This is a genomic window from Agrobacterium larrymoorei (assembly GCF_013322225.1).
In the GTDB taxonomy this organism is placed as follows: Bacteria; Pseudomonadota; Alphaproteobacteria; order Rhizobiales; family Rhizobiaceae; genus Agrobacterium; species Agrobacterium larrymoorei_A.
On record NZ_JAAMFB010000005.1, the window covers coordinates 1 to 26,216 of the forward strand.

Annotated in this window: 23 protein-coding genes, 1 tRNA gene and 1 pseudogene; 17 read left to right on the top strand and 8 right to left on the bottom strand. The window is 58.0% G+C overall.

Annotation, left to right across the window (positions count from 1 at the left end):
- Positions 1–117 precede the first annotated feature (117 nt).
- Positions 118–678 (bottom strand): annotated as a pseudogene (locus G6L28_RS01660) (dihydrodipicolinate synthase family protein); the annotation flags it as partial.
- Positions 679–840: 162 nt separating this feature from the next.
- Here G6L28_RS01660 and G6L28_RS01665 point away from each other — a divergent pair.
- The 7 genes from G6L28_RS01665 (at position 841) to G6L28_RS01695 (ending at position 8,641) form a co-directional block, all read left to right on the top strand.
- A complete protein-coding gene (locus G6L28_RS01665; RefSeq protein ID WP_174062049.1) occupies positions 841–1,869 on the top strand; it encodes a LacI family DNA-binding transcriptional regulator in 1,029 nt (342 codons plus the stop codon).
- Between the two features lie 168 nt (positions 1,870–2,037).
- Positions 2,038–3,831 (top strand): acyl-CoA dehydrogenase C-terminal domain-containing protein, encoded by a 1,794-nt coding sequence (locus G6L28_RS01670; RefSeq protein WP_174062050.1) that lies wholly within the window; start codon positions 2,038–2,040, stop codon positions 3,829–3,831.
- Positions 3,832–4,082: 251 nt separating this feature from the next.
- On the top strand, positions 4,083–5,291 hold the full coding sequence (locus tag G6L28_RS01675; RefSeq protein ID WP_174062051.1) for an acetyl-CoA C-acetyltransferase: 1,209 nt from the start codon (positions 4,083–4,085) through the stop codon (positions 5,289–5,291).
- Positions 5,292–5,298: 7 nt separating this feature from the next.
- Positions 5,299–5,511, top strand: a complete 213-nt coding sequence (locus G6L28_RS01680) for a hypothetical protein (RefSeq protein ID WP_174062052.1) — start codon at positions 5,299–5,301, stop codon at positions 5,509–5,511.
- A gap of 33 nt (positions 5,512–5,544) precedes the next feature.
- Positions 5,545–7,761 (top strand): FAD-dependent oxidoreductase, encoded by a 2,217-nt coding sequence (locus G6L28_RS01685; RefSeq protein WP_174062053.1) that lies wholly within the window; start codon positions 5,545–5,547, stop codon positions 7,759–7,761.
- Positions 7,762–7,929: 168 nt separating this feature from the next.
- Positions 7,930–8,328, top strand: a complete 399-nt coding sequence (locus G6L28_RS01690; protein WP_174062054.1) for a hypothetical protein — start codon at positions 7,930–7,932, stop codon at positions 8,326–8,328.
- Positions 8,329–8,565: 237 nt separating this feature from the next.
- A tRNA-Phe gene (locus G6L28_RS01695) sits at positions 8,566–8,641 on the top strand.
- 441 nt (positions 8,642–9,082) lie between these two features.
- On the opposite strand, the gene mnhG is transcribed toward G6L28_RS01695, so the two are convergent.
- From mnhG to G6L28_RS01730, 7 genes are all read right to left on the bottom strand, one after another.
- Entirely contained in the window at positions 9,083–9,427 is a 345-nt protein-coding gene (mnhG, locus tag G6L28_RS01700; protein ID WP_174062055.1) for a monovalent cation/H(+) antiporter subunit G, read from the bottom strand.
- Entirely contained in the window at positions 9,424–9,705 is a 282-nt protein-coding gene (locus tag G6L28_RS01705) for a K+/H+ antiporter subunit F (protein WP_174062056.1), read from the bottom strand. The genes mnhG and G6L28_RS01705 overlap by 4 nt, the downstream gene beginning before the upstream one ends.
- Positions 9,702–10,190, bottom strand: coding sequence for a Na+/H+ antiporter subunit E (locus G6L28_RS01710; RefSeq protein ID WP_174062057.1), 489 nt, complete (start codon positions 10,188–10,190; stop codon positions 9,702–9,704). The genes G6L28_RS01705 and G6L28_RS01710 overlap by 4 nt, the downstream gene beginning before the upstream one ends.
- The gene (locus tag G6L28_RS01715) at positions 10,187–11,848 is read right to left on the bottom strand and encodes a monovalent cation/H+ antiporter subunit D (RefSeq protein WP_174062058.1); all 1,662 of its coding nucleotides are present in this window, start codon (positions 11,846–11,848) and stop codon (positions 10,187–10,189) included. The genes G6L28_RS01710 and G6L28_RS01715 overlap by 4 nt, the downstream gene beginning before the upstream one ends.
- Complete coding sequence (locus G6L28_RS01720) at positions 11,845–12,180, bottom strand: Na+/H+ antiporter subunit C (protein ID WP_174062059.1); 336 nt, start codon at positions 12,178–12,180, stop codon at positions 11,845–11,847. Before G6L28_RS01720 ends, G6L28_RS01715 begins: the two co-directional genes overlap by 4 nt.
- Positions 12,180–15,098, bottom strand: a complete 2,919-nt coding sequence (locus G6L28_RS01725) for a monovalent cation/H+ antiporter subunit A (protein ID WP_174062060.1) — start codon at positions 15,096–15,098, stop codon at positions 12,180–12,182. Before G6L28_RS01725 ends, G6L28_RS01720 begins: the two co-directional genes overlap by 1 nt.
- A gap of 97 nt (positions 15,099–15,195) precedes the next feature.
- The gene (locus tag G6L28_RS01730) at positions 15,196–15,753 is read right to left on the bottom strand and encodes a hypothetical protein (RefSeq protein WP_174062061.1); all 558 of its coding nucleotides are present in this window, start codon (positions 15,751–15,753) and stop codon (positions 15,196–15,198) included.
- A gap of 340 nt (positions 15,754–16,093) precedes the next feature.
- On the opposite strand from G6L28_RS01730, the gene G6L28_RS01735 reads away from it, so the two are divergent.
- From G6L28_RS01735 to G6L28_RS01780, 10 genes are all read left to right on the top strand, one after another.
- A complete protein-coding gene (locus G6L28_RS01735) occupies positions 16,094–17,689 on the top strand; it encodes a methyl-accepting chemotaxis protein (RefSeq protein WP_234902433.1) in 1,596 nt (531 codons plus the stop codon).
- Positions 17,689–17,988: an STAS domain-containing protein gene (locus G6L28_RS01740; RefSeq protein ID WP_174062063.1), complete on the top strand. Its 300-nt coding sequence runs from the start codon at positions 17,689–17,691 to the stop codon at positions 17,986–17,988. Before G6L28_RS01735 ends, G6L28_RS01740 begins: the two co-directional genes overlap by 1 nt.
- Complete coding sequence (cheY1, locus tag G6L28_RS01745) at positions 17,985–18,350, top strand: chemotaxis response regulator CheY1 (protein WP_007753206.1); 366 nt, start codon at positions 17,985–17,987, stop codon at positions 18,348–18,350. The genes G6L28_RS01740 and cheY1 overlap by 4 nt, the downstream gene beginning before the upstream one ends.
- Before the next feature lie 16 nt (positions 18,351–18,366).
- On the top strand, positions 18,367–20,619 hold the full coding sequence (locus tag G6L28_RS01750) for a chemotaxis protein CheA (protein WP_174062064.1): 2,253 nt from the start codon (positions 18,367–18,369) through the stop codon (positions 20,617–20,619).
- Positions 20,620–20,632: 13 nt separating this feature from the next.
- On the top strand, positions 20,633–21,541 hold the full coding sequence (gene cheR, locus G6L28_RS01755; RefSeq protein ID WP_174062065.1) for a protein-glutamate O-methyltransferase CheR: 909 nt from the start codon (positions 20,633–20,635) through the stop codon (positions 21,539–21,541).
- Complete coding sequence (cheB, locus tag G6L28_RS01760; RefSeq protein ID WP_174062066.1) at positions 21,538–22,593, top strand: protein-glutamate O-methylesterase CheB; 1,056 nt, start codon at positions 21,538–21,540, stop codon at positions 22,591–22,593. The genes cheR and cheB overlap by 4 nt, the downstream gene beginning before the upstream one ends.
- Positions 22,593–22,982, top strand: a complete 390-nt coding sequence (locus G6L28_RS01765; protein ID WP_174062067.1) for a response regulator — start codon at positions 22,593–22,595, stop codon at positions 22,980–22,982. The genes cheB and G6L28_RS01765 overlap by 1 nt, the downstream gene beginning before the upstream one ends.
- Positions 22,979–23,524, top strand: coding sequence for a chemoreceptor glutamine deamidase CheD (gene cheD, locus G6L28_RS01770; protein ID WP_174062068.1), 546 nt, complete (start codon positions 22,979–22,981; stop codon positions 23,522–23,524). The genes G6L28_RS01765 and cheD overlap by 4 nt, the downstream gene beginning before the upstream one ends.
- A 101-nt stretch (positions 23,525–23,625) precedes the next feature.
- Complete coding sequence (gene cheT / locus G6L28_RS01775; protein WP_174062069.1) at positions 23,626–24,009, top strand: chemotaxis protein CheT; 384 nt, start codon at positions 23,626–23,628, stop codon at positions 24,007–24,009.
- Between the two features lie 165 nt (positions 24,010–24,174).
- Positions 24,175–26,208 (top strand): glycosyl transferase, encoded by a 2,034-nt coding sequence (locus G6L28_RS01780; protein WP_234902434.1) that lies wholly within the window; start codon positions 24,175–24,177, stop codon positions 26,206–26,208.
- Positions 26,209–26,216 lie beyond the last annotated feature (8 nt).

Here is a 26,216-nt window from a genome sequence, read left to right on the forward strand (position 1 = left end):
AAGCCGGGCTATGGTTCCGGCGCGGTCGTCTCGTCATGGTATCTCCTGTTCTCAGCATTTAAGCTGAAGTCAGGCAGAAATTCCACTTATCCTAGCTGTGCAGATTTTCCGAGCCACCTCTTTCAGCTCAGGAATCTCTACATACCAGCGCTTCATGTTCCGCACGCCGTTTTTGGTAGCGATAACGCCTTCCTGAGTGCCGATTGCAAGCTGTGTTTCCAGATCATAGCTGGCCTTGGTCGCATCAGGATACTGGAAGAGAATGCACTGGAGGCCTGACTCCTGCCAGATTGCCTTGTAGCGGTCCTGCGGCGCACCCTTCTGAAAGCCGAAGCGCAACCAGCCATGGTTGGGGTAAACCAACGCGCCGGTCGCACCTGCGGTTTTGCACTTTTTGGCTTCCGCCGCGGCTACTCTAGTACCTTCTCCGGTGATGCCCGCAATGATCGGAACGGCTCCATCTACAGCCTCGACATACGTGCGGATGAGTGAAAGGCGCTCTTCTTCTGTCAGAAATGTGCCTTCGCCGGCGTGACCAAGAATAACGAGACTTTTTACACCTTTAAACGACACCAGCCATTTGGCGATTTTCGCATTTGCTTCGTGATCGATTTCACCATCCCGGGTGAAAGCAGTGACAGGGGCAGGGCTTAAGCCTCGAAGGTCCATCGGTTGCATCTGAAAACTCCTCCTTATCAGCTGCCGTCCTTGTCGATCAGCAAGCTGGATCGTTAATGGGAACGTTCCCAAGATCGTTTTCTTTATCTCTGGAGTCAATATGTTTTTTGGTGCATATTGGTCTTCGCTCGCAAAAAACTTAGACTCGCTTGGAAAATGCCAATGAATTCAAAGCCTGATGATTTCGGCCGTCAGCCCCGGATTACGCTTCACGGTGTTGCTGCCGCCGCGGGTGTCTCCAAGTCGACGGTTTCTCGAATATTGGATGAGCGCCTGCCGCGGTCCGACAGCGAAACCGCGCGTCGCGTCCGCAGAATCGCCGAGGAGCTCGGGTATGTCAGGGATGTTTCAGCCGCCAGCTTGCGGCGCGGAAACACGATGACGGTAGGTGTAATCGTTCCCCGGCTGACGGATACCGTGATGGCGATGCTTTATGAATGTCTTGCCAAGGCGTGTACCCGGGCGGGGCGTTTTGCCATAGTAGCAACGACAGACGATAGGCCGAAGGCTGATCGTACTGCGGCGGAAACGCTGTTGAAGCGCGGAGTCGATGGCCTGATCCTGTCAACGGCGCGCGATGACGATGACTTTCCCGACGAGCTTGCCGAGCGTGGCGTGCCCTATGTCTTGGCGCTCAGAACGGATGGGCGCAGCCTGTCCTCGGTCGGAGACGATAGGCTGGGTGGCTATCTCGCCACTCGGCATCTACTTGATCTTGGCCACAAAAAAATCGGCGTAATAGCAGGACCCACCTACGCCTCTAGCGCCAGAGGACGCGTGGATGGTTATCGCCAAGCTTTGACCGAGGCAGGTATCGACATTGATGAAAGTCGAATCATTCCTTCGACCTTTGGAATTGAGGCGGGCGGCGAAGCCGTGAAGGAGCTAGTGGCTATGCACGATAGGCCGACAGCCATTTTTACCGTTAACGACAATACAGCGATCGGTGCATTATCGCAGCTCGCGAAAATGGGTTTGTCGGTGCCAGGCGATATGTCTTTGATAGGTTACAACGACATACCAATCGTTAGCCACTTGCCGACGCCGCTGACGACGATGCGCGTCCCCTTCGCGCAGATTGCTTCAAACGCGCTGGAACTCCTGTCCGACTCAAATGGCGAAGTAGAGGAGCGCATCAGACTGTCTGCCCCCACGCTCATTCCAAGAAAGTCGACCTGCTCGCTCGGTTAGGAGAGGGCGATCATGCTTCACACAACAGCAATGTTTTGATGCAAGATTGTCGCCCTCACCTACAAAATTTTGTTCCAATGCCATTTGACGTTTACGCGCACGTCAAATATTGTGACCCCATCTTGAGGCCGGACCTGTCCCGGCGAACGATGCGGAGGAACATCGGTAATGCCTGTTTACAAGGCCCCAGTTAAGGATACGCTTTTCATTCTCAATGACGTTCTGGGTCTGGAGCGTTACAATAATCTGCCCGGTTTCGAAGACGCAACGCCCGACATGATCGAGGCGATTACCGGCGAGGCTGCAAAGCTTGCCGAAGAACAGCTTTTCCCGCTCAACCTTTCCGGCGACCAGCAGGGTTGCAAGCGCGCCGATGACGGCTCGGTTTCCGTGCCGGATGGCTTCAAGCAGGCATACGATGCCTATTGCGAAGGTGGCTGGAGCGGTCTTGCCGTACCGGCGGAGTTCGGCGGGCAGGGCCTTCCCTATACGCTTCACGCGGCTGTCGGCGAATATATGTCTTCGGCCAACCTGTCGCTGATGATGTATCCCGGCCTCACACAGGGCGCGATTGCCGCGATCCTCGTGCACGGCACGGACGAGCAGAAGCAGACCTATCTGCCGAACATGGTTGCTGGCACATGGTCTGGCACAATGAACCTGACCGAGCCCCATTGCGGCACGGACCTCGGCCTTCTGCGCACCAAGGCGGTGCCGCAGAGCGATGGTTCCTACAAGATCACCGGCCAGAAGATTTTCATCTCCGCTGGCGAACATTCCATGACGGGCAATATCGTCCATCTGGTCCTCGCCCGCATCGAAGGCGCGCCGGAAGGCACGAAGGGCATCTCGCTCTTCATCGTGCCGAAGTTCATGGTCAAGGAAGACGGTTCGCTGGGTGATCGCAACGGCGTCGTCTGCGGCGCCATCGAGCACAAGATGGGCATCCACGGCAACGCGACCTGCGTGATGAACTATGATGACGCGACCGGCTATCTGATAGGCGCGGAGAACAAGGGCCTTTCGGCCATGTTCGTGATGATGAATGAAGCCCGCCTCGGCGTTGGTCTTCAGGGTCTTTCCATCGGCGAAATTGCCTATCAGAACGCTGCCGATTATGCGCGTGAGCGCATTCAGGGCCGTTCGCTTTCCGGTGCCAAGAACCCGGACAAGAAAGCCGATCCGATCATCGTGCACCCCGACATTCGCCGCACGTTGCTGACGATCCGCGCCTATAACGAAGCGGGCCGCGCCTTCCTGCTGTGGACCGCGCTGCAATCGGATATCGCGCACCGCGCAACCGATGAGAAGGAACGCCAGACGGCGGACGATCTTCTCGGCCTCGTCACGCCGATCCTCAAGGGCGTGCTGACCGACAAGGGCTTCGACCACGCAGTTGCCGCCCAGCAGGTCTATGGCGGTCACGGCTACATCGAGGAACACGGCATGAGCCAGTATGTCCGCGATGCCCGCATCACCATGATCTATGAGGGTGCCAACGGCATTCAGGCGCTCGATCTTGTCGGCCGCAAGCTCGGCCTCAATGGCGGCCGCGCCGTCATGGCGCTGTTCAAGGAAATCGGCGATTTCTGCGAAGAAAACCGTGCCGATGAAAACCTCGTTATCTACACAAAGGGCCTTAAGAAGGGCTTGAACGACCTGCAGGCCGCAACCATGTGGTTCATGCAGAACGCGATGGCGAAGCCCGACAATGCCGGTGCCGGTTCCACCGATTACATGCACCTCTTCGGCGTCGTGGTGCTGGGTTACATGCATGCGCGCATGGCGAAGGCCGCACAGGCGGCATTGGCCTCCGGCTCTTCCGATGAAGAGTATCTGAAGGCCAAGCTGGTAACGGCGAAGTTCTTCATGGAGCGCATCATGCCGGAAACCGTTCTGCGCAAGACCCGCATCGAAGCTGGTGCCGATACGATGATGGAACTGGCTGCGGAAGCGTTTTGAGGAGAGGTTGTGATTGACCCCTCACCTAGAAAATCTAAGACTAGCTTACGCTAAGACCTTGATTTTCTTTCCTCTCCTACAAGGGGAGAGGTAGGCTGCGGAGCACGCGGCGAGTTTATCTCTCCCCTTGTGGGAGAGAAAGTAATTTCGAAATCTTAGCCAGCGGCTAAGTTTCAGAAATTGCAAGTGAGGGGTCCACTCACGACCTCCAGAGATTTCGAGGCAGTCACATGCCCACAGGGAGATGAGAAATGACCGACGTTTATATCTACGATCACGTCCGCACCCCACGCGGACGCGGCAAGAAGGACGGTAGCCTGCACGAAGTGCCGTCCGTTCGCCTCGCCGCCAAGACGCTGGAGGCCATCCGCGACCGCAACGGGCTGGATACGTCCACAGTCGATGACATCATCATGGGCTGCGTCGATCCGGTGATGGATGCAGGTGCCGTGATCGCCAAGGGTGCGGCGTTCGAGGCCGGTTATTCCACCAAGGCTCCGGGCATGCAGATTTCGCGTTTTTGCGCGTCGGGTCTGGATGCCATCAATTTTGCGGCGGGCAAGGTTGCGGCGGGCTCGGACGAAATCGTCATCGCGGGCGGCGTGGAAAGTATGTCGCGTGTCGGCATGGGTATGTCCGGCGGCGCCTGGTACATGGACCCCTCCGTTAGTTTCCCTGCCTATTTCATGCCGCAGGGTGTGTCTGCCGATCTCATCGCCACAAAGTATGGCTTCTCACGCGATGATGTGGATGCCTACGCGGTGGAAAGCCAGAAGCGCGCAGCGCATGCCTGGGAAAGCGGCTACTTCAAGAAATCCGTGGTTCCGGTGAAGGACCAGAACGGCATCACCATTCTCGACCGCGACGAGCATATACGCCCCGGCACGGATATGCAGGCGCTGGCCTCGCTCAACGCATCCTTCCAGATGCCGGGTGAAATGGGTGGGTTTGAGGCCGTCGGCATCATGGCGCATCCGGAGGTGGAGCGTATCAACTACGTCCACCACGCGGGTAACTCCTCGGGTATCGTGGATGGTGCAGCTGCCGTGCTGATCGGCTCCAAGGCTGGCGGCGAGAGCATGGGCCTCAAGCCCCGCGCCCGCATCCGCTCCTTCGCCAATATCGGCTCCGATCCGGCGCTGATGCTGACCGGTCCGGTGGATGTGACCGAAAAGCTTCTGAAGAAGACCGGGATGTCGCTTTCCGATATCGATCTGTTCGAACTCAACGAAGCCTTCGCCGCAGTCGTTTTACGCTACATGCAGGCTTTTGATATCAGCCATGACAAGATGAACGTCAACGGTGGCGCCATCGCCATGGGCCATCCGCTGGGCGCAACAGGTGCGATGATCCTCGGCACGGTGCTGGACGAATTGGAACGCCGCGATCTCAATACGGCGCTGGTCACGCTCTGCATCGGCGCGGGCATGGGCACGGCAACGGTTATCGAGCGGGTTTAAGCGAGGCATGAGACGCGAGGTTTACGAACAACCGAAAAACGAAATCGAGCAGCAACTTACATTGCACAATCTCGAAAAGAACATGGCACAGGATTATGAGTCCTCCACGCGTGTTCTTACGAAACAGGATGTCAAAAACCTGAAGGTGCAACAGTGGGGCCTGCTCGTATTTATCGTTCTTATGTTCGGTTGTTTCGGCCTCGCCGTCTGGCTTTACTGATCGCAAGAGAATTCAGGGAAGAGGAATCCCAATATGAGCACTTACACCAATTTCACCGTCGAGACCGACGAAGACGGCATCGCCATTGTCACCTGGGACATGCCGGAAAAATCCATGAACGTCTTTACGGCGGAAGTCATGGAAGAACTGAATGCCGTTGTCGATGCAACCGTTGCGGACGCTGCCGTCAAGGGCGTCGTCTTCACCTCCGGCAAGAGCACGTTTTCGGGCGGCGCGGATTTGTCGATGATCAAGTCGATGTTCTCCTTCTATCATGAGGAGAAGGCCAAGAACGCGGATGAGGCGGCGCAGAAGCTGTTCGATCTCGTCGGCAAGATGAACTGGCTCTACCGAAAGATCGAAACCAACGGCAAGCCCTGGGTTTCCGCCATCAACGGCACCTGCATGGGCGGCGCGCTGGAGCTCTCTCTGGCCTGCCATGGCCGCGTGGCCTCCAACGCAAAAAGCGTCAAGATGGCCCTACCGGAAGTCAAGGTCGGAATCTTTCCCGGTGCGGGTGGTACGCAGCGCGTGCCGCGCCTCACCGATGCCCAGTCCGCGCTTCAGATGATGACGACCGGCCAGACGCTCACCGCACAGCGCGCCAAGGCCATGAACCTCGTTCATCAGGTTGTCGAGCCGGATCAGCTGATCCCTGCTGCAAAGCAGATGATCAAGGATGGCCTCAAGCCCGTTGCCCCATGGGATGAAAAAGGCTTCAAGGCCCCCGGTGGCGGCATCTGGACGCCAGCAGCGGCACAGCTCTGGCCAGCCGCACCCGCGATCCTTCGCCGCGAAAGCGCTGGCAACTACCCGGCTGCTCTCGCCATCCTCAAATGCGTCTATGAAGGCCTGCAATTGCCTTTCGATACAGCCTTGAAGGTCGAGCAGCGCTACTTCACGGAAATCCTTCGCTCGAAGGAAGCTTTCGGCATGATCCGCTCGCTGTTCATCTCCATGCAGGAGCTGGGCAAGGGCGCACGCCGCCCGCCAAGTCAGCCAAAGAGCGACCTGAAGCATGTCGGCGTTGTCGGCGCTGGCTTCATGGGCGCATCCATTGCTTACGTCACAGCCGTTGCCGGTCTCGAGGTCACGCTGATCGACCGCGATGACGAAGCTGCCGCCAAGGGCAAGGCCACCTGCGAAGGTCTGGTGAAGGATAGCGTCGGCAAGGGCCGCATGACGCAGGAAGAGGCTGCCGCCATTCTCGCCCGCATCACGCCAAGCTCCGATTACGCCTCGCTCAAAACTGCAAACCTCGTCATCGAGGCCGTGTTCGAAGACCGCGATGTGAAGAAGGCCGTGATCGAGGCTGTCGAAGCGGTTCTTCCCGAGGGCGCGATCTTTGCCTCCAACACTTCGACATTGCCGATCACCGGCCTTGCCAAGAACTCCAAACGCCCTGTTGATTTCATCGGTATCCATTTCTTCTCGCCGGTCGAAAAGATGATGCTGACCGAAGTCATCCTCGGCAAGGAAACCGGCGACAAGGCTCTGGCCCTGGCGCTGGATTATGTCGCCAAGATCAAGAAGACACCGATCGTCGTCAACGACACTCGCGGCTTCTTCGTCAATCGCTGCGTGCTGCGCTATATGGCCGAAAGCTATGAAATGCTGATCGAAGGTGTGCCCGCCGCCATGATCGAAAATGCCGCGAAATTCGCAGGCATGCCAGTGGGACCCCTGGCACTGAACGACGAAGTCGCCATCGACCTCTCCTACAAGATCCTGAAAGCCACCGCCGCCGATCTCGGCGACAAGGCGGTCGATCCGCGCCATATGGAACTGGTCAAGAAGCTGGTGGAAGATGAGGGCCGCTTCGGTCGCAAGAACGCCAAGGGCTTTTACGATTACCCGGCAAAGCCCGCCAAGAAGTCTCTCTGGCCCGGCCTGAAAGACCTCTACGCGCAGAAGAAGCCGGAAGATGTGGACATGGATGTGCTGAAGCAACGCTTCCTCGTCACCATCGCTCTGGAAGCGGCTCGCACGGTCGAAGAGGGCATCGTCACCGATCCGCGTGAAGCAGACGTTGGCTCCATCCTCGGCTTCGGCTTTGCGCCTTATACCGGCGGCGCGCTGTCCTATATCGACGGCATGGGCGTCGCGAACTTTGTGGCACTGGCGGAACAGCTATCAAACAATTACGGCGCCCGTTTTGCGCCTACTCCGCTCCTCAAGGATCTGGCCGCAAAGGGTGAAACCTTTTACAGCCGCTTCGATCCCTATGGCGGCGCTGCGAAGGCAGCTTGAGGTTAATGAGGAAGGCGGCTTTACGGTCGCCTTTTTTATATCGGGGCTTTTAGTGTCCACCCGGTAGGAGATCGAAAAACTTCTGCATCCTTTTGTCTCTTCCGGCGTTTGGAAAACAATGCTGTTTGACCGCCGTCAAGGTGCGAAGAGTTCCCAAAGGAGAGTTGCATGAGAGCGCCTACACGATCCCACGGTTTTGACAAACCATCCGATCTGGAAGATGAACTGGTACAGTTGGATGAGGAACGTGCAGACCCGGAGCTAAATCATGAAACCGTTGGCGAACCGGTAACGAGAGGCACGTCTACAGCCGCAAACCGCGCGATCCAGCAGCAGATCGACGACCTTCGGCGAGATCTGGACGCATTTCGTCGGGACGTCGATGCACTCGGCAAGGCAAGAAACGGCCAGAAGCGCAGCGAAGGCGAGGTTTCCTCTTGGCTTCCCCTTATCCGCTCCGTCGCCGTTACCTCTCTCGCTGGCCGCATCTTCGCTTCTTCGCCTATGGTTGCGCTGCTCGTGGCCGCGGTTCCCTTCGCTCTGGGGCTTTCTGCCGGCTCCAAATAATAAGCGCAATGGAAGGCGGCTTAGCGGAAAATGCGAGTTTACGATGGGCGAGCGGCTGCCAATAAAGCCATCCGTCCACGTGTCGTCGGTACATTCTCACGTGCCGAAAAAAACTGTCAAAAAAGTTGTTTCGGGCGCTTGCCATGTCCGAACAAGATGCTATAACCCCGCTCACTTCCGGGGCGCAAAACACCCCGGCGCTTTAAAAAAAGCGAAGGTTCTTCAAGAGCCTCTAGTGCCCGAATAGCTCAGTTGGTAGAGCAGCGGATTGAAAATCCGCGTGTCGGTGGTTCAAATCCGCCTTCGGGCACCATTTTATCTCCTTGGTGTTTTCATTGGTGCTGTGGCCTTAGTGGGTCCAAGGGCTTTGCCAGATATTGCTTGCAGACTGATCGCGTTATGCTGTGAGAGAGGCTTCGTGTTACTCCAGCACTGGCGCGGACAGGGGCAAGTAGATTGGCGGTCCGGTCATCTCTGTGAGTGTCGATGCCTGCACTGGAAATCGCGATTGTTTGCGAATCCAAGAGCGCCGTGTGGATCAAGGCCATCAAACATCACGAGGCTGACGGGCAACGCATATCTATGGTAGCGCCTCCAGCGCGTCTGGTGAGGAAATTTTCCTGCAAAGCTCTAGGAGGATGCTGTCCATTGCTCCCGGAGGGTATCGCCGCAGTTGGGGACGATTGAATGCAATGATTATCGAGCGATTCCGATAGAGATTGCAGGCCGGTGACGACTGGCCTGGCGGACGGTTTCAAAGCCTTTCGCGGTCTTCGCGGTTCTGTTCTGCGCGGTCGCGATAGAGCGCTGCACGGCCCAGCAACATGAGGGAGATGGGGGTGGTTACCGTCATGAATATGCCGATGAAGATCTCATGGAAGACGAGGCGGTCACCTGAGACGGAGAAATAGATGATCGATGCCATGACAATGCCACCGGTGCCCCAGCTTGTGCCAAGCGTGGGGGCATGAAGCCGCTCATAGAAGCTTTGCAGCTTGGCAAAGCCGATGGTGCCGATCAGTGTCAGACCTGAACCGAGCAGTACGAAAAAGGCGACAAGGATCGCGGCCCAGAGGGGAAATTCGGCTGCATTACTCATTCGATGACCTCCCCACGCATCAGGAATTTGGATAGGGCAACGGTCGAGACGAAGCCGAGGATCGCGATCAGTAGTGCTGCTTCGAAATAGATGTCGTTGCCGGTGCGCATGCCGAAGGTCATGAGTTGCAGCATGGCGCTGACATAGAGCGTATCGACGCCGAGCACGCGGTCCTGCGCGCGCGGGCCGATGGCGATGCGATAGACGGAAATCGCCATGGCGATCGCGAGAAAGATCTGGGCCAGAGAAAACGACCAGAAAAGGATAATCGAACTCATTCGAATATCTCCATCAGCATTTTTTCATATCGGTTCTTGATGAGGTTGATCCAGTGGCTTTCGCTCACATCGTCGAGAACGTGGATCAGCAGTGTGCCTTGCGATGAGTTGTATTCCAGCCATGCGCTGCCGGGTGTGGCGGTCAGCACCACCGCCAGAAGCGCAAGCCCCATCGGGTGGCGGATATCGAGCGGCACGGTCAGAAAGCCGGATTGGTTGCCGCCGCGCCGCCGCCGCAGGATGAGCGAAGCCACCGCGATATTCGAGCGAACGATATCGTAAAGAACAATGACGATCAGCTTTACGAGGGTAGACCAGTTGCGGATGCGTGGCTTGGCGGGCCTGAGCGACGCCATCGACCACGACGCAATGAGCGATACGGCGGTTCCTAAAATCAAATGTCCAGGCGAGAAGCTGTTGATCGACATCCAGAAAATGATGAGCGATATGGTCAGTAGCGGGTAGGGGAGAATGCGACCGATCATTGTGCGACCTCCCCGTTATCATCTGAGCTGCCATTGTCGGCCCGTGGGGCGCTCATCACGCCCTGAATGTAGCTTTCCGGCAAATCCAGAATGCGGGCGGTTTCCTGCATGTAGCGCATGATCGGGCCTGCCTGCACCGTCATGGCAAGCGTCATGGCCAAAAGCAGCATGACCGGTGCGATTTCAATCACGAAAACGCGCGGGACCGTGCCTTCCAGTGAACCCCAGAAGGTGCGGATACCGGCGCGCGTCATGGAAATCAACGCAGCCAGGCCCGAGAAGACGATGAGGAACACGATCCACCAGGACAGGGTGGACACCGTATCATCCGCAGCCAAGCCTGACGGATTGAGGATGGCCGATAGCATCGAAAACTTGGCGATAAAGCCGGAAAGTGGCGGCAGACCGGAAAGCAGAATACCGCAGGCGGCAAAGCAGGTGCCGAGCACGGCCATGGTGCCGGGCATGGTGACGCCAACCTCGTCTTCTTCTTCCTCTTCGTCTCCGTCGCCATAGGCCTCCATGGTCACGGCAAGAACGTTTGCGCCCGCATCCTGCCCTCGCTCGACAAGTTCAATCAGCATGAAGAAGGCGCTGATCGTCAGCGTAGAGCTGACAAGATAATAAAGCGCGCCCGCAGCAACGGTGGGGTTGCCGGTGCCCATGGCTGCCAGCAGCGTGCCGGATGACACCAGCACCGAGAAGCCCGCAAGACGTCCGAGAGCCTGCGAGGCAAGAACGCCGATGGTGCCGAAAACGATGGTGGCTATCCCGCCGATCAACAGCGCATCATGGCCGAAACCTGCGGAATCGCCAGCCGTCTGCCCGAAAAGCAGGAAAGAGAGACGGGCGATGACGTAAATTCCGACCTTGCTCATGATGGCGAAGATCGCACCGACTGGAGCAGACGCTGCGCCATAGGTCGATGGCAGCCAGAAATTAAGCGGCCACATTCCCGCTTTCACGAGGAAGGCAATGCCGAGGACGGCGGCCCCCGTTTCCAGCAGCATGCGCTGGTCGGGGTTGAGGCCCGCGATCCGCTGGGCAAGGTCACCCATGTTCAGTGTGCCGGTGACGCCATAGATCAGGCTGACGCCGATCAGGAAGAACAAGGCAGCGACCAGATTGATGGCAACATAGTGGAGGCCTGCCTTAACCCTAAGCGGACCGGAGCCGTGCAGCAGCAGTCCATAGGATGCGGCCAGCATGACTTCGAAGAAGACAAAGAGGTTGAACAGGTCGCCTGTCAGAAACGCGCCGTTGACGCCCATCAGCATGAGCTGGAACAGCGAATGGAAATGCGCCCCCGATTTGTGCCACTTCGCCAGCGAATAGACGAGCGAGGGAATGGCAAGCAGCGAAACGAGCAGCACCATCAAGCCGGAAAGCCGGTCTGCCACCAGAACGATGCCGAAGGGCGAGGGCCAGTTGCCGAGCAGGTAGACGCCGGTGGAAATGACGGCGGCAACTTCCGTGTTGACCGTCGAGTTCACTTCCATGAACAACCCGATGGACACGGCCAGCAGAATGAAGGTCGCGCCAAGGCTGATGGCGGCTTTGGTCCTGCGTTTGCGCTCATCGATGAAGAGCAGAATGGCGCCAGCAAGCAGTGGCACCAGAATGGGTGCGATGACGATGTGGGCAGGGAAGGAATTCACTTCGTTTCCCTCCCGTCGACATGGTCCGTACCCGTCAGCCCGCGTGCGACCAGCAGAACGACGAGAAACAGCGCCGTCGTTGCAAAGCCGATGACGATTGCCGTCAGAACCAGCGCCTGTGGCACGGGATCGGTCAATGTCGAAATATCGACGCCATCGAGCAGCACCGGCGGCGCATTGGTCTTGATGCCGCCAACGCCGAAGATGAACAGGTTTACGGCATAGGAGAGCAGCGAGAGGCCGACGATGACCTGATAGGTGCGTGGACGTAATATCAGCCAGACGCCCGAACCTGTCATCACCCCTATGCCAAGTGCAAGTATCAGTTCCATTACGCCTCCTCCGCTTTAGCGGCGTCTGGCGTGCGAACCTTGTAGTTACGCAGCGATTGGTGCGCCAATGCTATCAAGATCAAAACGGTCGAACCCACGACAAGCGCAAAGACGCCGAGGTCGAAGAGCAGGGCCGAGGCAGTCGGCATTTTGCCGACATAAGGTATTTCCGTGTACTGGAAATAGGACGTAAGGAACGGGTAGCCGAAGTACCACGATCCCATGCCGGTCGCTGCCGCCATCAGGAGGCCGAAGCCCATCCAGCGCAGCGGCAGGATACGGATGCGATCTTCCGCCCACCGCGTGCCGCCCGCCAGATATTGCAGCAGGAACGCGATTGCCATGGTGATGCCGGCGGAAAAGCCGCCGCCGGGCAGGTCATGCCCACGCATGAAGAGGAAGACCGAGAAGGTGATGACCACCGGGAACATCCATTGCATGATGACGGATGGAACGAGCAGATAGTCGCGCACCGTATCGCCCTTGCTGCGATCCGGGTTGTCCGCATCGAAGGCGTTCTGGATGCGCTGCTGTTCCGGCAGGTCGATACTGTCATGGGCAGGTCGGAAGCGGCGCAGCAGGGCAAAGACGGTAAGGCCGACGATGGCCAGCACCGCGATTTCGCCCATGGTATCGAAGCCACGGAAATCGACCAGAATGACGTTGACCACATTGGTACCGCCGCCCTCCTTGTACGCCTTTTCAAGGAAGTAATTGGCGATGGTGTTGGGAACCGGAAGTGTCATGACCGCATAGGCGATGACCGTCATGCCGATGCCGGAGAAGATCGCCAGCAACAGGTCACGTCCGCGCCGAAGCTGTGCTGGAAGCTCATTGCTGTTATCGACCTTCACGACGCGCTTTGGCAGCCAGCGCAGGCCAAGCAGGATGAGAACCAGCGTCACGATTTCGACCAGCAACTGTGTGATGGCGAGATCGGGTGCCGATAGCCAGATGAAGGTCAGGCAGGTGACAAGACCGGACACGCCGAGCATGACGAGGGCAGCGAGGCGATGATATTTCGCCTGCGACGCGGCACCCAGCGCTGCAATGATACCGATGGCCCACAGCACGGCGAAAATCGGATCGAAGGAGGTAACGCGGGGCAATGTCAGCGAGAATTCCGATGCCACGAGCGGCGAAAAGCCAGCAAGCAGCGCCACGAAAATCAGCAGGCGCAACTGCGGCTGCAAGCGCCGTGTGCCGAGCGTGCTCTCCAGCCAGCGCGCCCATTTCCACGACACCGTGACGATGATGCGCTCGAACATGCGTTGTCCGCGCAGATGCCTGAAGATCGGCGGGCCATCGTCGCATTTGGCGAAATAGCCGCCCAGCAAAGCATAGATCGCAATGCCGCCGATCAGCGCAACGATGCTCATCATCAGCGGTACGTTGAAGCCATGCCAGATCGAAAGGCTGTAGATCGGCGTCTGCGGGCCGAGGACGGAAAGGACGGCGGAATGCAGGAACGGACCGATCGACAGGCTCGGCACGATGCCGACGATCAGGCATGCAAGAACCAGGAACTCGATGGGAAAGCGCATCCAGCGCGGCGGCTCATGCGGGTTAGGGTTCGGAATATCCTGCGGCTTGGGGCCGAAGAAAACGGTATGGATGAAACGTAGCGAATAGGCGACGGCGAAGGCGCCGGACAGTGTGGCGACATAGGGAAGCGCTTTGTCCAGCAAGGAATCCGCGTGGGTTTCGACAGCTTCGGCGAAGAACATTTCCTTGGAGAGGAAGCCGTTCAGCAACGGGACACCGGCCATTGCCGCACTGGCTGCCATTGCAAGCGTGGCGGTTGCGGGCAGGTAGGTGTAAAGTCCGCTGAGGCGTCGCATGTCGCGGGTGCCTGTTTCGTGGTCGATGATGCCTGCCGCCATGAACAGCGATGCCTTGAAGGTGGCATGATTGACCATGTGGAAGATGGCGGCAACTGCGGCAAGCGGGCTTCCGAGGCTTAAGAGCGTCGTGATGAGGCCGAGGTGGCTGATGGTGGAATAGGCCAGAAGACCTTTCAGATCCTGCTGGAACATGGCGAAATAAGCGCCGAGCAGAAGCGTGATGATGCCGCAGAAGCCGAGCAGCCAGAACCATTCCGGGGTTCCCGCCAATACAGGCCAGAAGCGCGCAAGCAGGAATACACCTGCCTTTACCATGGTGGCGGAATGGAGGTAGGCCGAAACCGGCGTCGGCGCGGCCATGGCGTTGGGCAGCCAGAAATGGAAGGGAAACTGGGCGCTCTTGGTCAATGCGCCCATGAGGATGAGGACAAGAGCCGGGACGTAGAGCGAATGGGCGCGTATATCGCCAGCCTTGGCGATGATATCGTCCAGATCGTAGCTACCCGCCATATGCCCGAGTATCAACAGCCCCGCCAGCAGGCAGAAACCGCCGATGCCGGTTACCGTCAGTGCCATACGCGCGCCGTCACGCGCCGTTGCGTTGTGGTGCCAGTAACCGATCAGCAGAAAGGAGAAGACACTGGTCATTTCCCAGAAGATCGACAGCAGAATGACGTTGCCGGATAGAACGATACCGAGCATCGACCCCATGAAGGAAAGCAGAAAAGCAAAAAAGCGCGGAATGGGATCTTCCGACGACATGTAATAGCGCGCGTAGAGCACGACGAGCAGGCCGATGCCGGTGATCAGCATCGCGAATATCCAGGCGAAACCATCAATCCGCAGGGTGAAGTTCAGACCCAGTTGCGGAAGCCATTCCGCGTCATATTTGAGAACAGCCCCATCCTTGACGCTGCCATAGAGAAGAATGGTGATGGCAAGCGCTATCAACGTTATGCAGCCTGCAACGGCAGCCGGCCCACGGGCCGCGCCGTCTCGCGGCATCATCGCGGTCGCGAAGCTGCCAATGAACGGTAGGGCGATTAAAATAGGAAGAAGAACTTCAAGTCTCATACTATGACGGCAATTTTCTCTGGCGTTAGATTTCCGTGGTTATCACCCGTCAGCTTCGCCAAATCCGTCCCTTGCGGAAGACTTTGCCAGAAGCGGGCTATGAAACTGTACGGGGAGGCCCGCGAGGCGAGGCCGGTCCGGTGGGTGGAAGAGCAGGCGGCAGTGATCGTCCGTCCGCTACCCCGATCTGGGTTCTCGATGCTGCCGTTACCACCCCTTTGAGCGATAAAAAACCATGAACGAAGTTGTGATCGTTCGTTATGGCAAGGCATTCCGGTGATGCGCCACTTTCCCGGCAATCAATCGACCGAATGTGCGACTGGATTTTATCCTGCTCAGGCAGCTGCGCGCGCTCAAGACGCTGTGGTTTGAGTGCCGGAGCGAGATTAAGAGATGGATGGACGGTGAAGAAGACGAGAATGCCGGCGACGAACAGATGCATCAGCCTGACAGGATGGCGCGGGATGAAACGGCTTTTCCCCATCCTTGGCAAAGTCGGCTCTCCTTTGTCGTCCTCAAAATTCGTTAGGGCATCACCGTGAAGCAATATCGTATTGATTTGTTTTAGGTGACCGGCATTGCCATTGTCCAGCGCAGGGCCGCGGAAAAATGGAAAAACATTCCGAAATTCGTGGAGCAGCGATCGGTACCACACGCTCGTTACATTCAAAATGAGTAAATTGTATAACAAATTTTAGTATTCCGTTGCGTGAAGCAGGTTTCTTAACTTTCGAGCAAGGAATTAACCATAAAGATTGTTCGTATTTCACGGCGAAATGGAGGTTGTCAGATCTCCTTTCAGGCATGACGCCGCCCTGCCGTACCGGGACGATCCGGTATTATCTTTGGTTGCAGAAGGCTCAGCTTGCGTGCGTGCGGCATCGTTCTCCGTTGCTTAACACCCGTGAATATCCTCCCGGATACTGAATTTCTCGATCGGTCATCGCCGGTGTTGCAGCCGGTCAACACTTTGGGGACGTCTCTTGGGGCAGGAGTTGCCGTCAGATCAAGCGCGGAAGGCCACGGGCAGCAGCCTGGGTGGACGGCTGCGCTTTGCAGGTCTCGATAAGGACCAGTGCGATCTGCTGCGCCGTTACCGCACCATGCTTGAGCCGCATGTCAAAGCTGGCCTGCGAGACCTCATGGTCCGCTTCCAGTCCATGCCCGACTGTTCGCCGTCCTTCGAAAGCGAAAACCAGCTGGACCGGCTGCATGACATGCAGACCGCGCACTGGACCGTTCTGACCGACGCCCGTTTCGATGCGCTCTATGCCGAGCGGGTCAAGGTCCTTTCCGACACCGAAAGCCGCATGGGGCTCGACCCGCGCTGGCACGTCGCCGGACATGCCGTCGTTCTGGAAAACATTCTCGGTGGCCTGATCACCAGTCATACGCCGCGTTCACTGCTGCCGGGTGCGCGCAAACGCCATCAGGAACTGGCAGATGCCGTCAAGGCCGTCGTGCGGCTGGTCATGGTCGATACCGAAATCGCCGTATCGCTGCGCTTCAACGAGCTGCGTATTCGCCACAACCAGGAACTTGCCCGCCAGCGGGAAGACGATCAGTCGGACGCCGTCAAACTGTTGGGCAGCGCGCTGAACGCCTTTGCCGCTGGTGATCTGACCGCACGTATCGAAGGCGATGTGCCCGAGGCTTATCGGGAATTGGCGCAGGCTTTCAACAGCGCGCTGGACAAGATCGGCAACTCGATGTCTGCCACTCAGGCCAGCGTCTCGAATATCCATGCTGCCTCAGAGCGTCTTTCCCAGGAAGGTCGGGCAATGGCCTCCTTCTGCGACGAGCAATCCCGCCGTCTCAGCGACGCTTCGGAAACGCTCGGCACGGTCATCGGGGAAGTCAGACACAGCAGCGAGCGGATTTCCGCTGCCGAAGCCGCCGTTTCGCAGGCCCGCAATGCGGCGACCGAAAGCGGCATGGCCGTTGGCGAGGCGATCAGCGCCATGTCCGATATCGAGCAATCCGCCGAGCAGATCGGCCGCATCATCGGCTCAATCGATGAAATTGCCTTCCAGACGAACCTGCTTGCGCTGAACGCCGGTATCGAGGCTGCGCGCGCCGGTGAAAGCGGTCGCGGCTTTGCGGTCGTTGCGCAGGAAGTCCGGGCATTGGCCCAGCGGTCCGCAGATGCCGCGCGCGAAATCAAGAACCTCGTCAATGGCACGAAAAGCCAGGTCGATGGCGGCGTTCGCATGGTTCACCGCACGCAGGAAGCCATCGAAGGTGTCGTGCGTCAGGTTTCGGGCGTCAGCGATATGATCGGCGACGTTGCCCGCTGCACCGGGGAAAATGCCGGAAGCCTGCAGAATGTCGCCATCGAGCTTGGTACACTTGGGTCGCAAGCCCAGAGCTCCTCACAGCGCCTGTCTTCGTCTTCGCAGGAAGCGGATGAGCTTCACACCGTGATACTCGAACTTGGTCGCACCGTCCGGGAGTTTCGCATTGCGCGTCAGATGCACGCAGCAACTGAGACCGAAACGCGGCCACAGCCAGTTTACGCGACCGTCATGCGAGAAGAGCGCATGGACTACGGCTACGCGCAGCAACAATTCAGACGCCAAGGAGTGATTTGATGGCAGGCAGGAAAGCAGCGCAGTCGACATTGAAATTGTCACCAGTGCTGGACCTCAATCAGGCTTCCGTCTTGCACGGCAAGCTTACGGAGATGAGAGGTTCGCCGGTTGACGTCGACGCCTCCGAGGTCGAGCGCGTCGGTGCGCAATGCGCACAGGTACTGATGGCGGGCATCAAGGCTTGGGAAGCCGATGGCAAGCCTTTTACATTTTCCAAGGCTTCGGAAGCCTTCGATAAAACCCTTAAACTGATCGGCCTGGATATCGGTCATATGCTCCCGAAGGAGATGGTGAAATGAAAAAGAAAGTTCTGACCGTCGATGATAGCAGAACGATCCGCAACATGTTGCTGGTCACACTCAACAACGCAGGTTTCGAAACCATTCAGGCCGAAGACGGTGTCGAGGGTCTCGAGGTTCTCGAAGGCTGCAACCCGGACGTTATCGTAACCGATATCAACATGCCTCGTCTCGATGGCTTCGGTTTCATCGAGGGCGTTCGCCGCAACGAAAAATACCGTGCGGTGCCGATCCTCGTTCTGACGACTGAAAGTGACGCTGAGAAAAAGAACCGTGCCCGTCAGGCAGGTGCGACCGGCTGGATCGTCAAGCCGTTCGACCCCGCAAAACTGATCGATGCCATTGAACGTGTAACTGCCTGATACGGGACCTTTCACGATGGATATGAACGAAATCAAAGAAATCTTCTTCCAGGAGTGCGAGGAGCAACTCGCCGAGCTGGAATCAGGTCTTCTTAAACTGAATGACGGCGACCGCGACCCGGAAACCGTAAATGCCGTCTTTCGTGCCGTTCATTCCATCAAGGGTGGTGCAGGCGCTTTCGGTCTCGATGAATTGGTGGGATTTGCCCACGTTTTCGAAACCACGCTCGATTGCGTTCGCTCCAACAAGCTCGACCCTAATCAGGACGTGTTGAAAGTGATGCTGAAGTCGGCGGATGTTCTCGCCGACCTGACCAATGCCGCCCGCGATGGTGGCAGTGTAGAAGAAAGCCGCACACGCGGTCTGGTCAAGGAACTGGAAGCCCTGGCCAATGGCGAGATGCCGTCCGCTTCTTCTGCGCCGGAACCTGTTGCACCGAAGGCTGCTGCATCTGCGCCGGCCCCTAAGCCTACGGATGAGAGCGGCTTCCAGCCGGTTGCCTTCTCCTTTGGCGATTTCGAGGATGCCGCAATTCCGCTTATGGAAACGCCGACATTCAACGTGACCTTCAAGCCTCGTGCTTCGCTCTATTCCAAGGGCAACGAGGCGGCGCTGCTCCTGCGCGATCTTTCCCGTATCGGCGAGATGAGCATAAACTGCGACATGAGCGAACTGCCTCCGTTCGAAAATGTCGATCCCGAAGCCGCCTATTTCCAGTGGAAGATTTCCATCAAGACCGACAAGGGCGAAGAAGGTATCCGCACCGTCTTCGAATTTGCCGAGTGGGACTGCGATCTCGAGATCACGGAAGTGCAGGATGAAGCCGCGGCCAGCGAAGAACTGCCGATGATCCCTGTTCCGTTCGATCTTTCCATTCTGGAAGACGACACGCCTGAAGAGCCCGCCGTCCAGCCTGCGTCCATCGACGAGCCGGTCGTTGCCAAGGCTGTTGCGACCGCGTCGGCTGCAACCGAAGTCACCCGCAGCGTCGCCGCTGCCGCAGAAAAGAAGGAAGCCGCCGCTTCGACCGCTGCCGCAAATGCTGCTGCCAATGCCAGCGCGGGCCAGACGATCCGCGTGGATCTCGATCGCGTCGACCGCCTGATCAACCTCGTGGGTGAGCTCGTCATCAACCAGGCAATGCTTTCGCAGAGCGTTATCGAAAACGACACGACCGGAACCTCTGCCGTCAACATGGGCCTGGAAGAACTCCAGCAGCTGACGCGCGAAATCCAGGACAGCGTCATGGCGATCCGCGCGCAGCCGGTGAAGCCGGTCTTCCAGCGCATGTCGCGTATCGTGCGTGAAGTTGCCGATATGATCGGCAAGCAGATCCGCCTGATCACCGAAGGCGAAAACACCGAAGTCGACAAGACGGTCATCGACAAGCTGGCCGAGCCGCTGACGCACATGATCCGTAACGCCGTCGACCACGGCATCGAAACGCCTGAAAAGCGCGAAGCTGCAGGCAAGAACCCGGAAGGCACCGTCAAGCTTTCGGCAAAGCACCGTTCAGGCCGCATCCTGATCGAACTTGCCGACGATGGCGCGGGTATCAACCGCGAACGCGTGCGCCAGAAGGCTATCGACAACGATCTGATCGCAGCCGATGCCAACCTGACGGACGAGGAAATCGACAACCTGATCTTCATGCCGGGCTTCTCCACCGCCGACAAGATTTCCGACATTTCGGGTCGTGGCGTCGGTATGGACGTGGTCAAGCGCTCGATCCAGGCACTTGGCGGTCGCATCAGCATCACGTCGCGTCCCGGCCTCGGCTCCACCTTTACCATGAGCCTGCCGCTGACGCTTGCCGTTCTCGACGGCATGGTGGTGACGGTTGCCGGTCAGACGCTTGTCGTGCCGCTGACGGCGATTGTCGAAACGCTGCAGCCGGAAGCCGCGAATATCCATTCGTTCGGCGCCAACCAGCGGCTGATCTCGATCCGCAATTCCTTCTGCCCGCTGGTCGATGTCGGTCGTATTCTGAACTTCCGCGCCACCCAGGCAAACCCCGTCGAAGGCGTGGCTCTACTGGTGGAATCGGAAGGCGGCGGTCAGCGCGCGCTGATGGTCGATGCCATCCAGGGTCAGCGTCAGGTCGTCATCAAGTCGCTGGAAGCCAACTATACCCACGTTCCTGGCATTGCCGCCGCAACCATCCTCGGCGACGGTCGCGTGGCCCTCATTCTCGACGTGGATGCCGTTGTCGGCGCCTCGCGTGGGCAGTCCCTGAAGCAAGAAATGTCTCTGGCGGCAACCGGTTGAGAAGTGGTGATGCATGACAGCGCTCAAATTTAACGATCAACGCCAGTCACCGGACGAAGTGCTTGCCAGCGGAGAATATCCGCTGACGCGCAAGGACCTGTCCGATATTGCCGCAATGATCTATGCGGACGCCGGTATCTATCTGAATGACACGAAAGCGTCGCTCGTTTACTCGCGCCTGTCGAAGCATATCCGCAACCTCGGGATCTCCGGTTTCCGGGAATACTGCGCGCTGGTGTCTTCTCCGGAAGGCGCTGCCGCACGCAGGGAGATGCTGTCTCACCTTACCACCAACTTCACCCGGTTCTTCCGTGAGAACCACCATTTCGACCATCTGCGAGACGAGGTTCTTCCGGGCCTCATCAGCCGCGCAAAGAACGGTGGCCGGGTACGCATCTGGTCCGCGGCGTGTTCGGATGGGCAGGAGCCCTATTCGATAGCGCTGACGGTACTGGCGATGTTCCCGAACGCCGCTGACTATGATTTCAAGATTCTGGCAACGGACATCGACCCGAAAATTCTCGCCCAGGCGAGGGCAGGGGTCTATGACGAGAACTCGCTGGAAACCGTCTCTCCCGCCATGCGCAAGCAGTGGTTTCAGGAGGTGGATGCAGGTGGTCGCCGCAAGTTCCAGATCAGCGATAAGGTGAAGCGTCTCATCACCTTCAACGAGCTGAACCTGATGACGCAGTGGCCCTTCAAGGGCGGCTTCGACGTGATCTTCTGCCGTAACGTTGTGATTTATTTCGATGAGCCGACGCAGGTGAAGATCTGGTCGCGCTTCGCGGGTCTACTACCGGATGGCGGACATCTTTATATCGGTCACTCCGAGCGCGTTTCGGGCGACGCCAAGGCGCTGTTCGATAATACCGGCATCACGACCTACAAGTTCATCGGGAAATCTGCCGGGAGGAAAGCATGAGCGCACCCGCCAGAGTTCTCGTGGTCGATGATTCTCCGACAATGCGCGGGTTGATTTCCGCCGTACTGAAAGCCGATCCGGGCGTGCAGGTCGTGGGACAGGCCGGCAACGCCATGGAGGCGCGGGCAGCGATCAAGGAACTCAATCCCGATGTCGTCACGCTTGACATCGAGATGCCCGAGATGAACGGGCTGGAATTTCTGGAAAAGATCATGCGCCTGCGCCCGATGCCGGTGATCATGGTCTCGACCCTGACGCATCGCGGTGCGGATGCTTCGCTTGCGGCGCTGGAAATCGGCGCGTTCGATTGCGTTGGCAAACCGGTGCCTGGCGATAGAAGCCCCTTTGGCGATCTGGCGGAAAAAGTGAAGGCCGCGGCCCGTTCGCAGCATCAGACTTACCGCAGTGTCGTTGCGGAAAAGCCGGCGGCACCGCAGCCGGTTGCCGTGGCCGACTATCGGGTCGGTCGCAAGATCGTCGCCATCGGTTCATCGACCGGCGGTGTCGAGGCACTTATCACCGTTCTGCAGAAATTTCCGGCCAATTGCCCGCCGACCGTCATCACGCAGCACATGCCGCCGACCTTCACCAAAAGCTTCGCGGAGCGCCTGAACAGGCTGTGCGCGCCGGTAGTGGAAGAGGCGACGGATGGTGCGCGTTTGCAGACCGGCAAGATTTACCTCGCGCCCGGCGGCGACCGGCATTTGCAGGTCGTTAATCACGCTGCACCAAGTTGCAGGCTTTTGGAACGGGAACCTGTTAATGGCCATCGTCCATCGGTGGACGTGCTGTTCGATTCCGTTGCAGAACTCGCAGGGCGCAACGCCGTCGGCGTCATTCTCACGGGCATGGGCCGCGATGGCGCGGCTGGCCTTTTGAAAATGCGTCATGCCGGTGCGCGCACCGTCGGACAAAACGAAAAAACCTGCGTCGTCTACGGCATGCCAAGGGTCGCTTACGAACTTGGCGCCGTCGAACAACAACTTCCGCTGACCGCCATTGGCGAAGAAATTCTGAAACTAACTGCTGCCCGAAAAGAAGGTTCTGACTAATGTCTCTCGCAGAAAAAATCAAAGTTCTGATCGTCGACGATCAGGTCACCAGTCGATTGCTGCTCAGCGATGCACTGACGCAGCTCGGTTTCAAGCAGATCACCGCAGCCGGTGACGGCGAGCAGGGCATGAAGATCATGGAGCAGCAGCCCCATCATCTGGTGATCTCCGACTTCAATATGCCGAAGATGGATGGTCTGGGCTTTCTTCAGGCGGTTCGCACGAACCCGAATACCAAGAAAGCAGCCTTCATCATTCTGACGGCACAGGGCGACCGTGCGCTGGTTCAGAAAGCGGCCCAGCTGGGCGCCAACAACGTCCTGGCGAAGCCTTTCTCCATCGAAAAAATGAAGGCGGCTATTGAAGCCGTATTTGGATCGCTGAAATGATCGAAACCGCAGCCAAGCGCGTACATATTATTCAGGGAGAGTATAAGATCTCCAATGATCCGGACGTGGTTTTATCGACCATTCTCGGCTCGTGCGTGGCTGCATGTCTCAGAGACCCCGTTGCGGGCGTCGGCGGCATGAACCATTTCCTGCTGCCGGGTACGGGGGGTATGGGGGGTGGAGATGCAACCCGTTATGGTGTGCATCTCATGGAATTGCTGATCAACGGCCTGCTCAAGCAGGGGGCTCGCCGTGATCGTCTCGAAGCGAAGGTCTTCGGGGGCGCGAAGACCATTGCCAGCTTTTCCAATGTCGGGGAACAGAATGCGATGTTTGCGCACCAGTTCCTCAAAGACGAAGGCATTCGCGTCGTCGGAAGCTCTACGGGCGGGGACTCCGGACGCAAGGTGGAATTCTGGCCGGTTTCCGGCCGCGCACGTCAGCACCCGCTGACGGGTGCAGAGACACAAAAGACCGTCGCACTGGAAACAAGGCCCGCACCGGCGCCAAAACCAGTGGCCAACGATATCGAATTTTTCTAGGGCGACGTTCACCGTCAAAAGCGATCGCGCCTCCACGTTTCTCAGCACCGGTCGGTGGACGTCATGCGTCTCCGGGCGATGCTACCAGCCGGGGTTATTTTATGAATATAGCCGAGCAAGCCGCAATTTCGACATTCGAAGAGGCGCTTCCCGACGTTCTGATGCGGGTCGTTTCCGAACTGCATGACGTCGCGTATCTCATCGAGCGCATCGAGCCGCAATTGCTGGAGGTTACTTCCGGTGCAGTGACGCCAGAAGGTATGAAGCTTCTCCAGGGCATCGATCTTGCCGTGCAGAAGACGCGCGGCCTTGCCGAATTCATCGATACGATCACCGGTTCCATCCCTGCAGAATGGGCCGTCGATGTCACAACCGCGCTCAACCTCGTCAAGCTTGCCGAAATGCAGAAGGCGCTCGGCGCCGGTCTGCGCCAAGGCCACTCACAGCCGCTGGACAAGGCTTCCGGCGACTTCGACCTGTTCTAGAATTCCGCACAGGGATCGCCTAAAAACTGCCGATATCCTTCAAAGCCTGTGTACACATCGCTGGACGCAGGCTTTAAAGGATTATTTACGCATTCTCATCTGCTAGAAGGTGGTGTCTTGCCGGTTGGCAACCCACTTCGAGGTCTGATTGCGATGAATGCTTTGATGAACGGCACACCTGCCGGATCGCTGTTTCCGAACCTGATCGAGCTTGCGAAAGTGCAGCGTCTGTCTCTGCTGGACCTGTTCAAGTTCGCGGAAGGCCTGACCGCGGAGGGGCATCAGAAGCAAGCTGCGGAACTATACAAGACCTGGCTTGCCTTCAATGAAAATCAGCCCGGCCACCAGATGGTCTATTTCAATTATTCGGTTGTCCTGCGCCAGATGGACGATGTCGCCGGTGCGATAAACGCCATACGTGCGGCGCTCAAGGTCGATCCGCTGTTTGGGCCAGCGCACATAAACCTCGGTCGCGCCTACGAAGACAGCGGTGCTGCCGCGCAGGCAATCCAGCAGTGGCAGAGCTTCGTGGAAAGCACGGCGGAAACGACACCCGAGCGGATATCCTATCGCCTCATGGCGCTCCAGCATATCGGGCGCGTCATGGAGAACGCGGGTTTGCTCGAAGAGGCTGAAGGTGCGCTGTGGCAGGCAATGGAGCTCCGGCCTGAAAAGACGGAATCCGGCCAGCACTGGAGCGCGCTGCGCCAGCGCCAGTGCAAATGGCCCGTCATCGTCCCTTCCAGCCACGTCACGCCGCGCCAGATGATCGATTCCATGTCGCCCCTCGCGCTGGGGTGCTATTCCGACGATCCGCTGTTTCAGCTTGCGAAGGCTTATCAGTACAACAAGTCTTTCGTCGGTCGTCTCGATATCGGTGGTTTTCCGCGTGGCGAAGTCAGGCAGAAATCCGGCACGGGCCAGCCTCTGCGTGTAGGGTACGTTTCGTCGGATCTGCGCGATCATGCGGTGGGCTTTGCCCTGCGCGAGGTGCTGGAGCTGCACGATAAGGCCAGCGTCGAGGTTTATGCCTATTACTGCGGCGATCCCATCACAAACGATCCGACACAGCTGCGGATGAAGAATGCCGTAGCATGCTGGCGCGATATCGGCTCCATCTCCGACGAGGCGGCGGCGCGGCAGATTTCGGCGGATGAGATCGATATCCTGATTGATGTGAACGGCTATACCAAGCATGCCCGCACCAAGATATTCGCCTATCGCCCTGCGCCGGTCATCGTGAATTTCTGCGGTTACCCCGGCTCGATGGGAAGCCCCTTCCACCAGTATATGATCGCGGACATCAACATCGTTCCCCCGGCGAGCGAAATCTACTATTCCGAAAAGGTGCTCAGGATCGCCTGCAACCAGCCGATCGATCGCAAGCGAATTATCGCGGATAAACCTACGCGCAAAGAGGCAGGGCTGCCCGAAGATGTATTCGTCTTCGCCTGCTTCAATGGCATGCAGAAAATCACACCCGGTACATTTTCACAGTGGATGAAAATTCTGCTCGATACGCCGCAAAGCGTGCTCTGGCTGCTGACCGGCAATGACAAGGTGGATCAGCATCTGCGCCAGCTTGCGGAGGCTGCGGGGGTGGCTGGCGAACGCATTATCTTCGCTCCCAAGGCCGCAAATGCGCAGCATCTGGCCCGTGTGGCGCTCGCCGATCTGTTCCTCGATACTTTTCCGTATGGTGCACATTCCACCGCTGCGGATGCCTTGACCGTTGGACTGCCGGTGCTGACCTTCCCGGGCAAGACCTTCGCCGCGCGTTTCTGCAGCAGCGTCGTTAACGCTGCCGGGGTACCGGAACTGATCTGCAAGGGACCGGAAGACTACGTCGCCAGAGCAATTGCCTATGCCAAAGCGCCTGCCACGTTAAAGAGCGTGCGGGACAAGCTTGCGGAGGGCCGCGAAACCAGCGTACTGCGTGACATTCCCGGCACGGCAAGGCAGCTGGAAGACCTCTACTGGCAGATGCAGGGCGAAGCCGAGCGCGGTGAAACGCCGATCCCCGATCTGAGCAATCTCGATATCTATTATGAAATCGGTTCGGAACTGGTGCTCTCCAATCTGGATTATGTGGATGAGCAGACCTACCGAAACAGTTATCTTCAGAAATTGAAGGTCTGGCACGACTACTCCGCCGTTCCATATGACAATCGTCTATGGACGCGGGACGCTGGTTCATAATCGAAAGT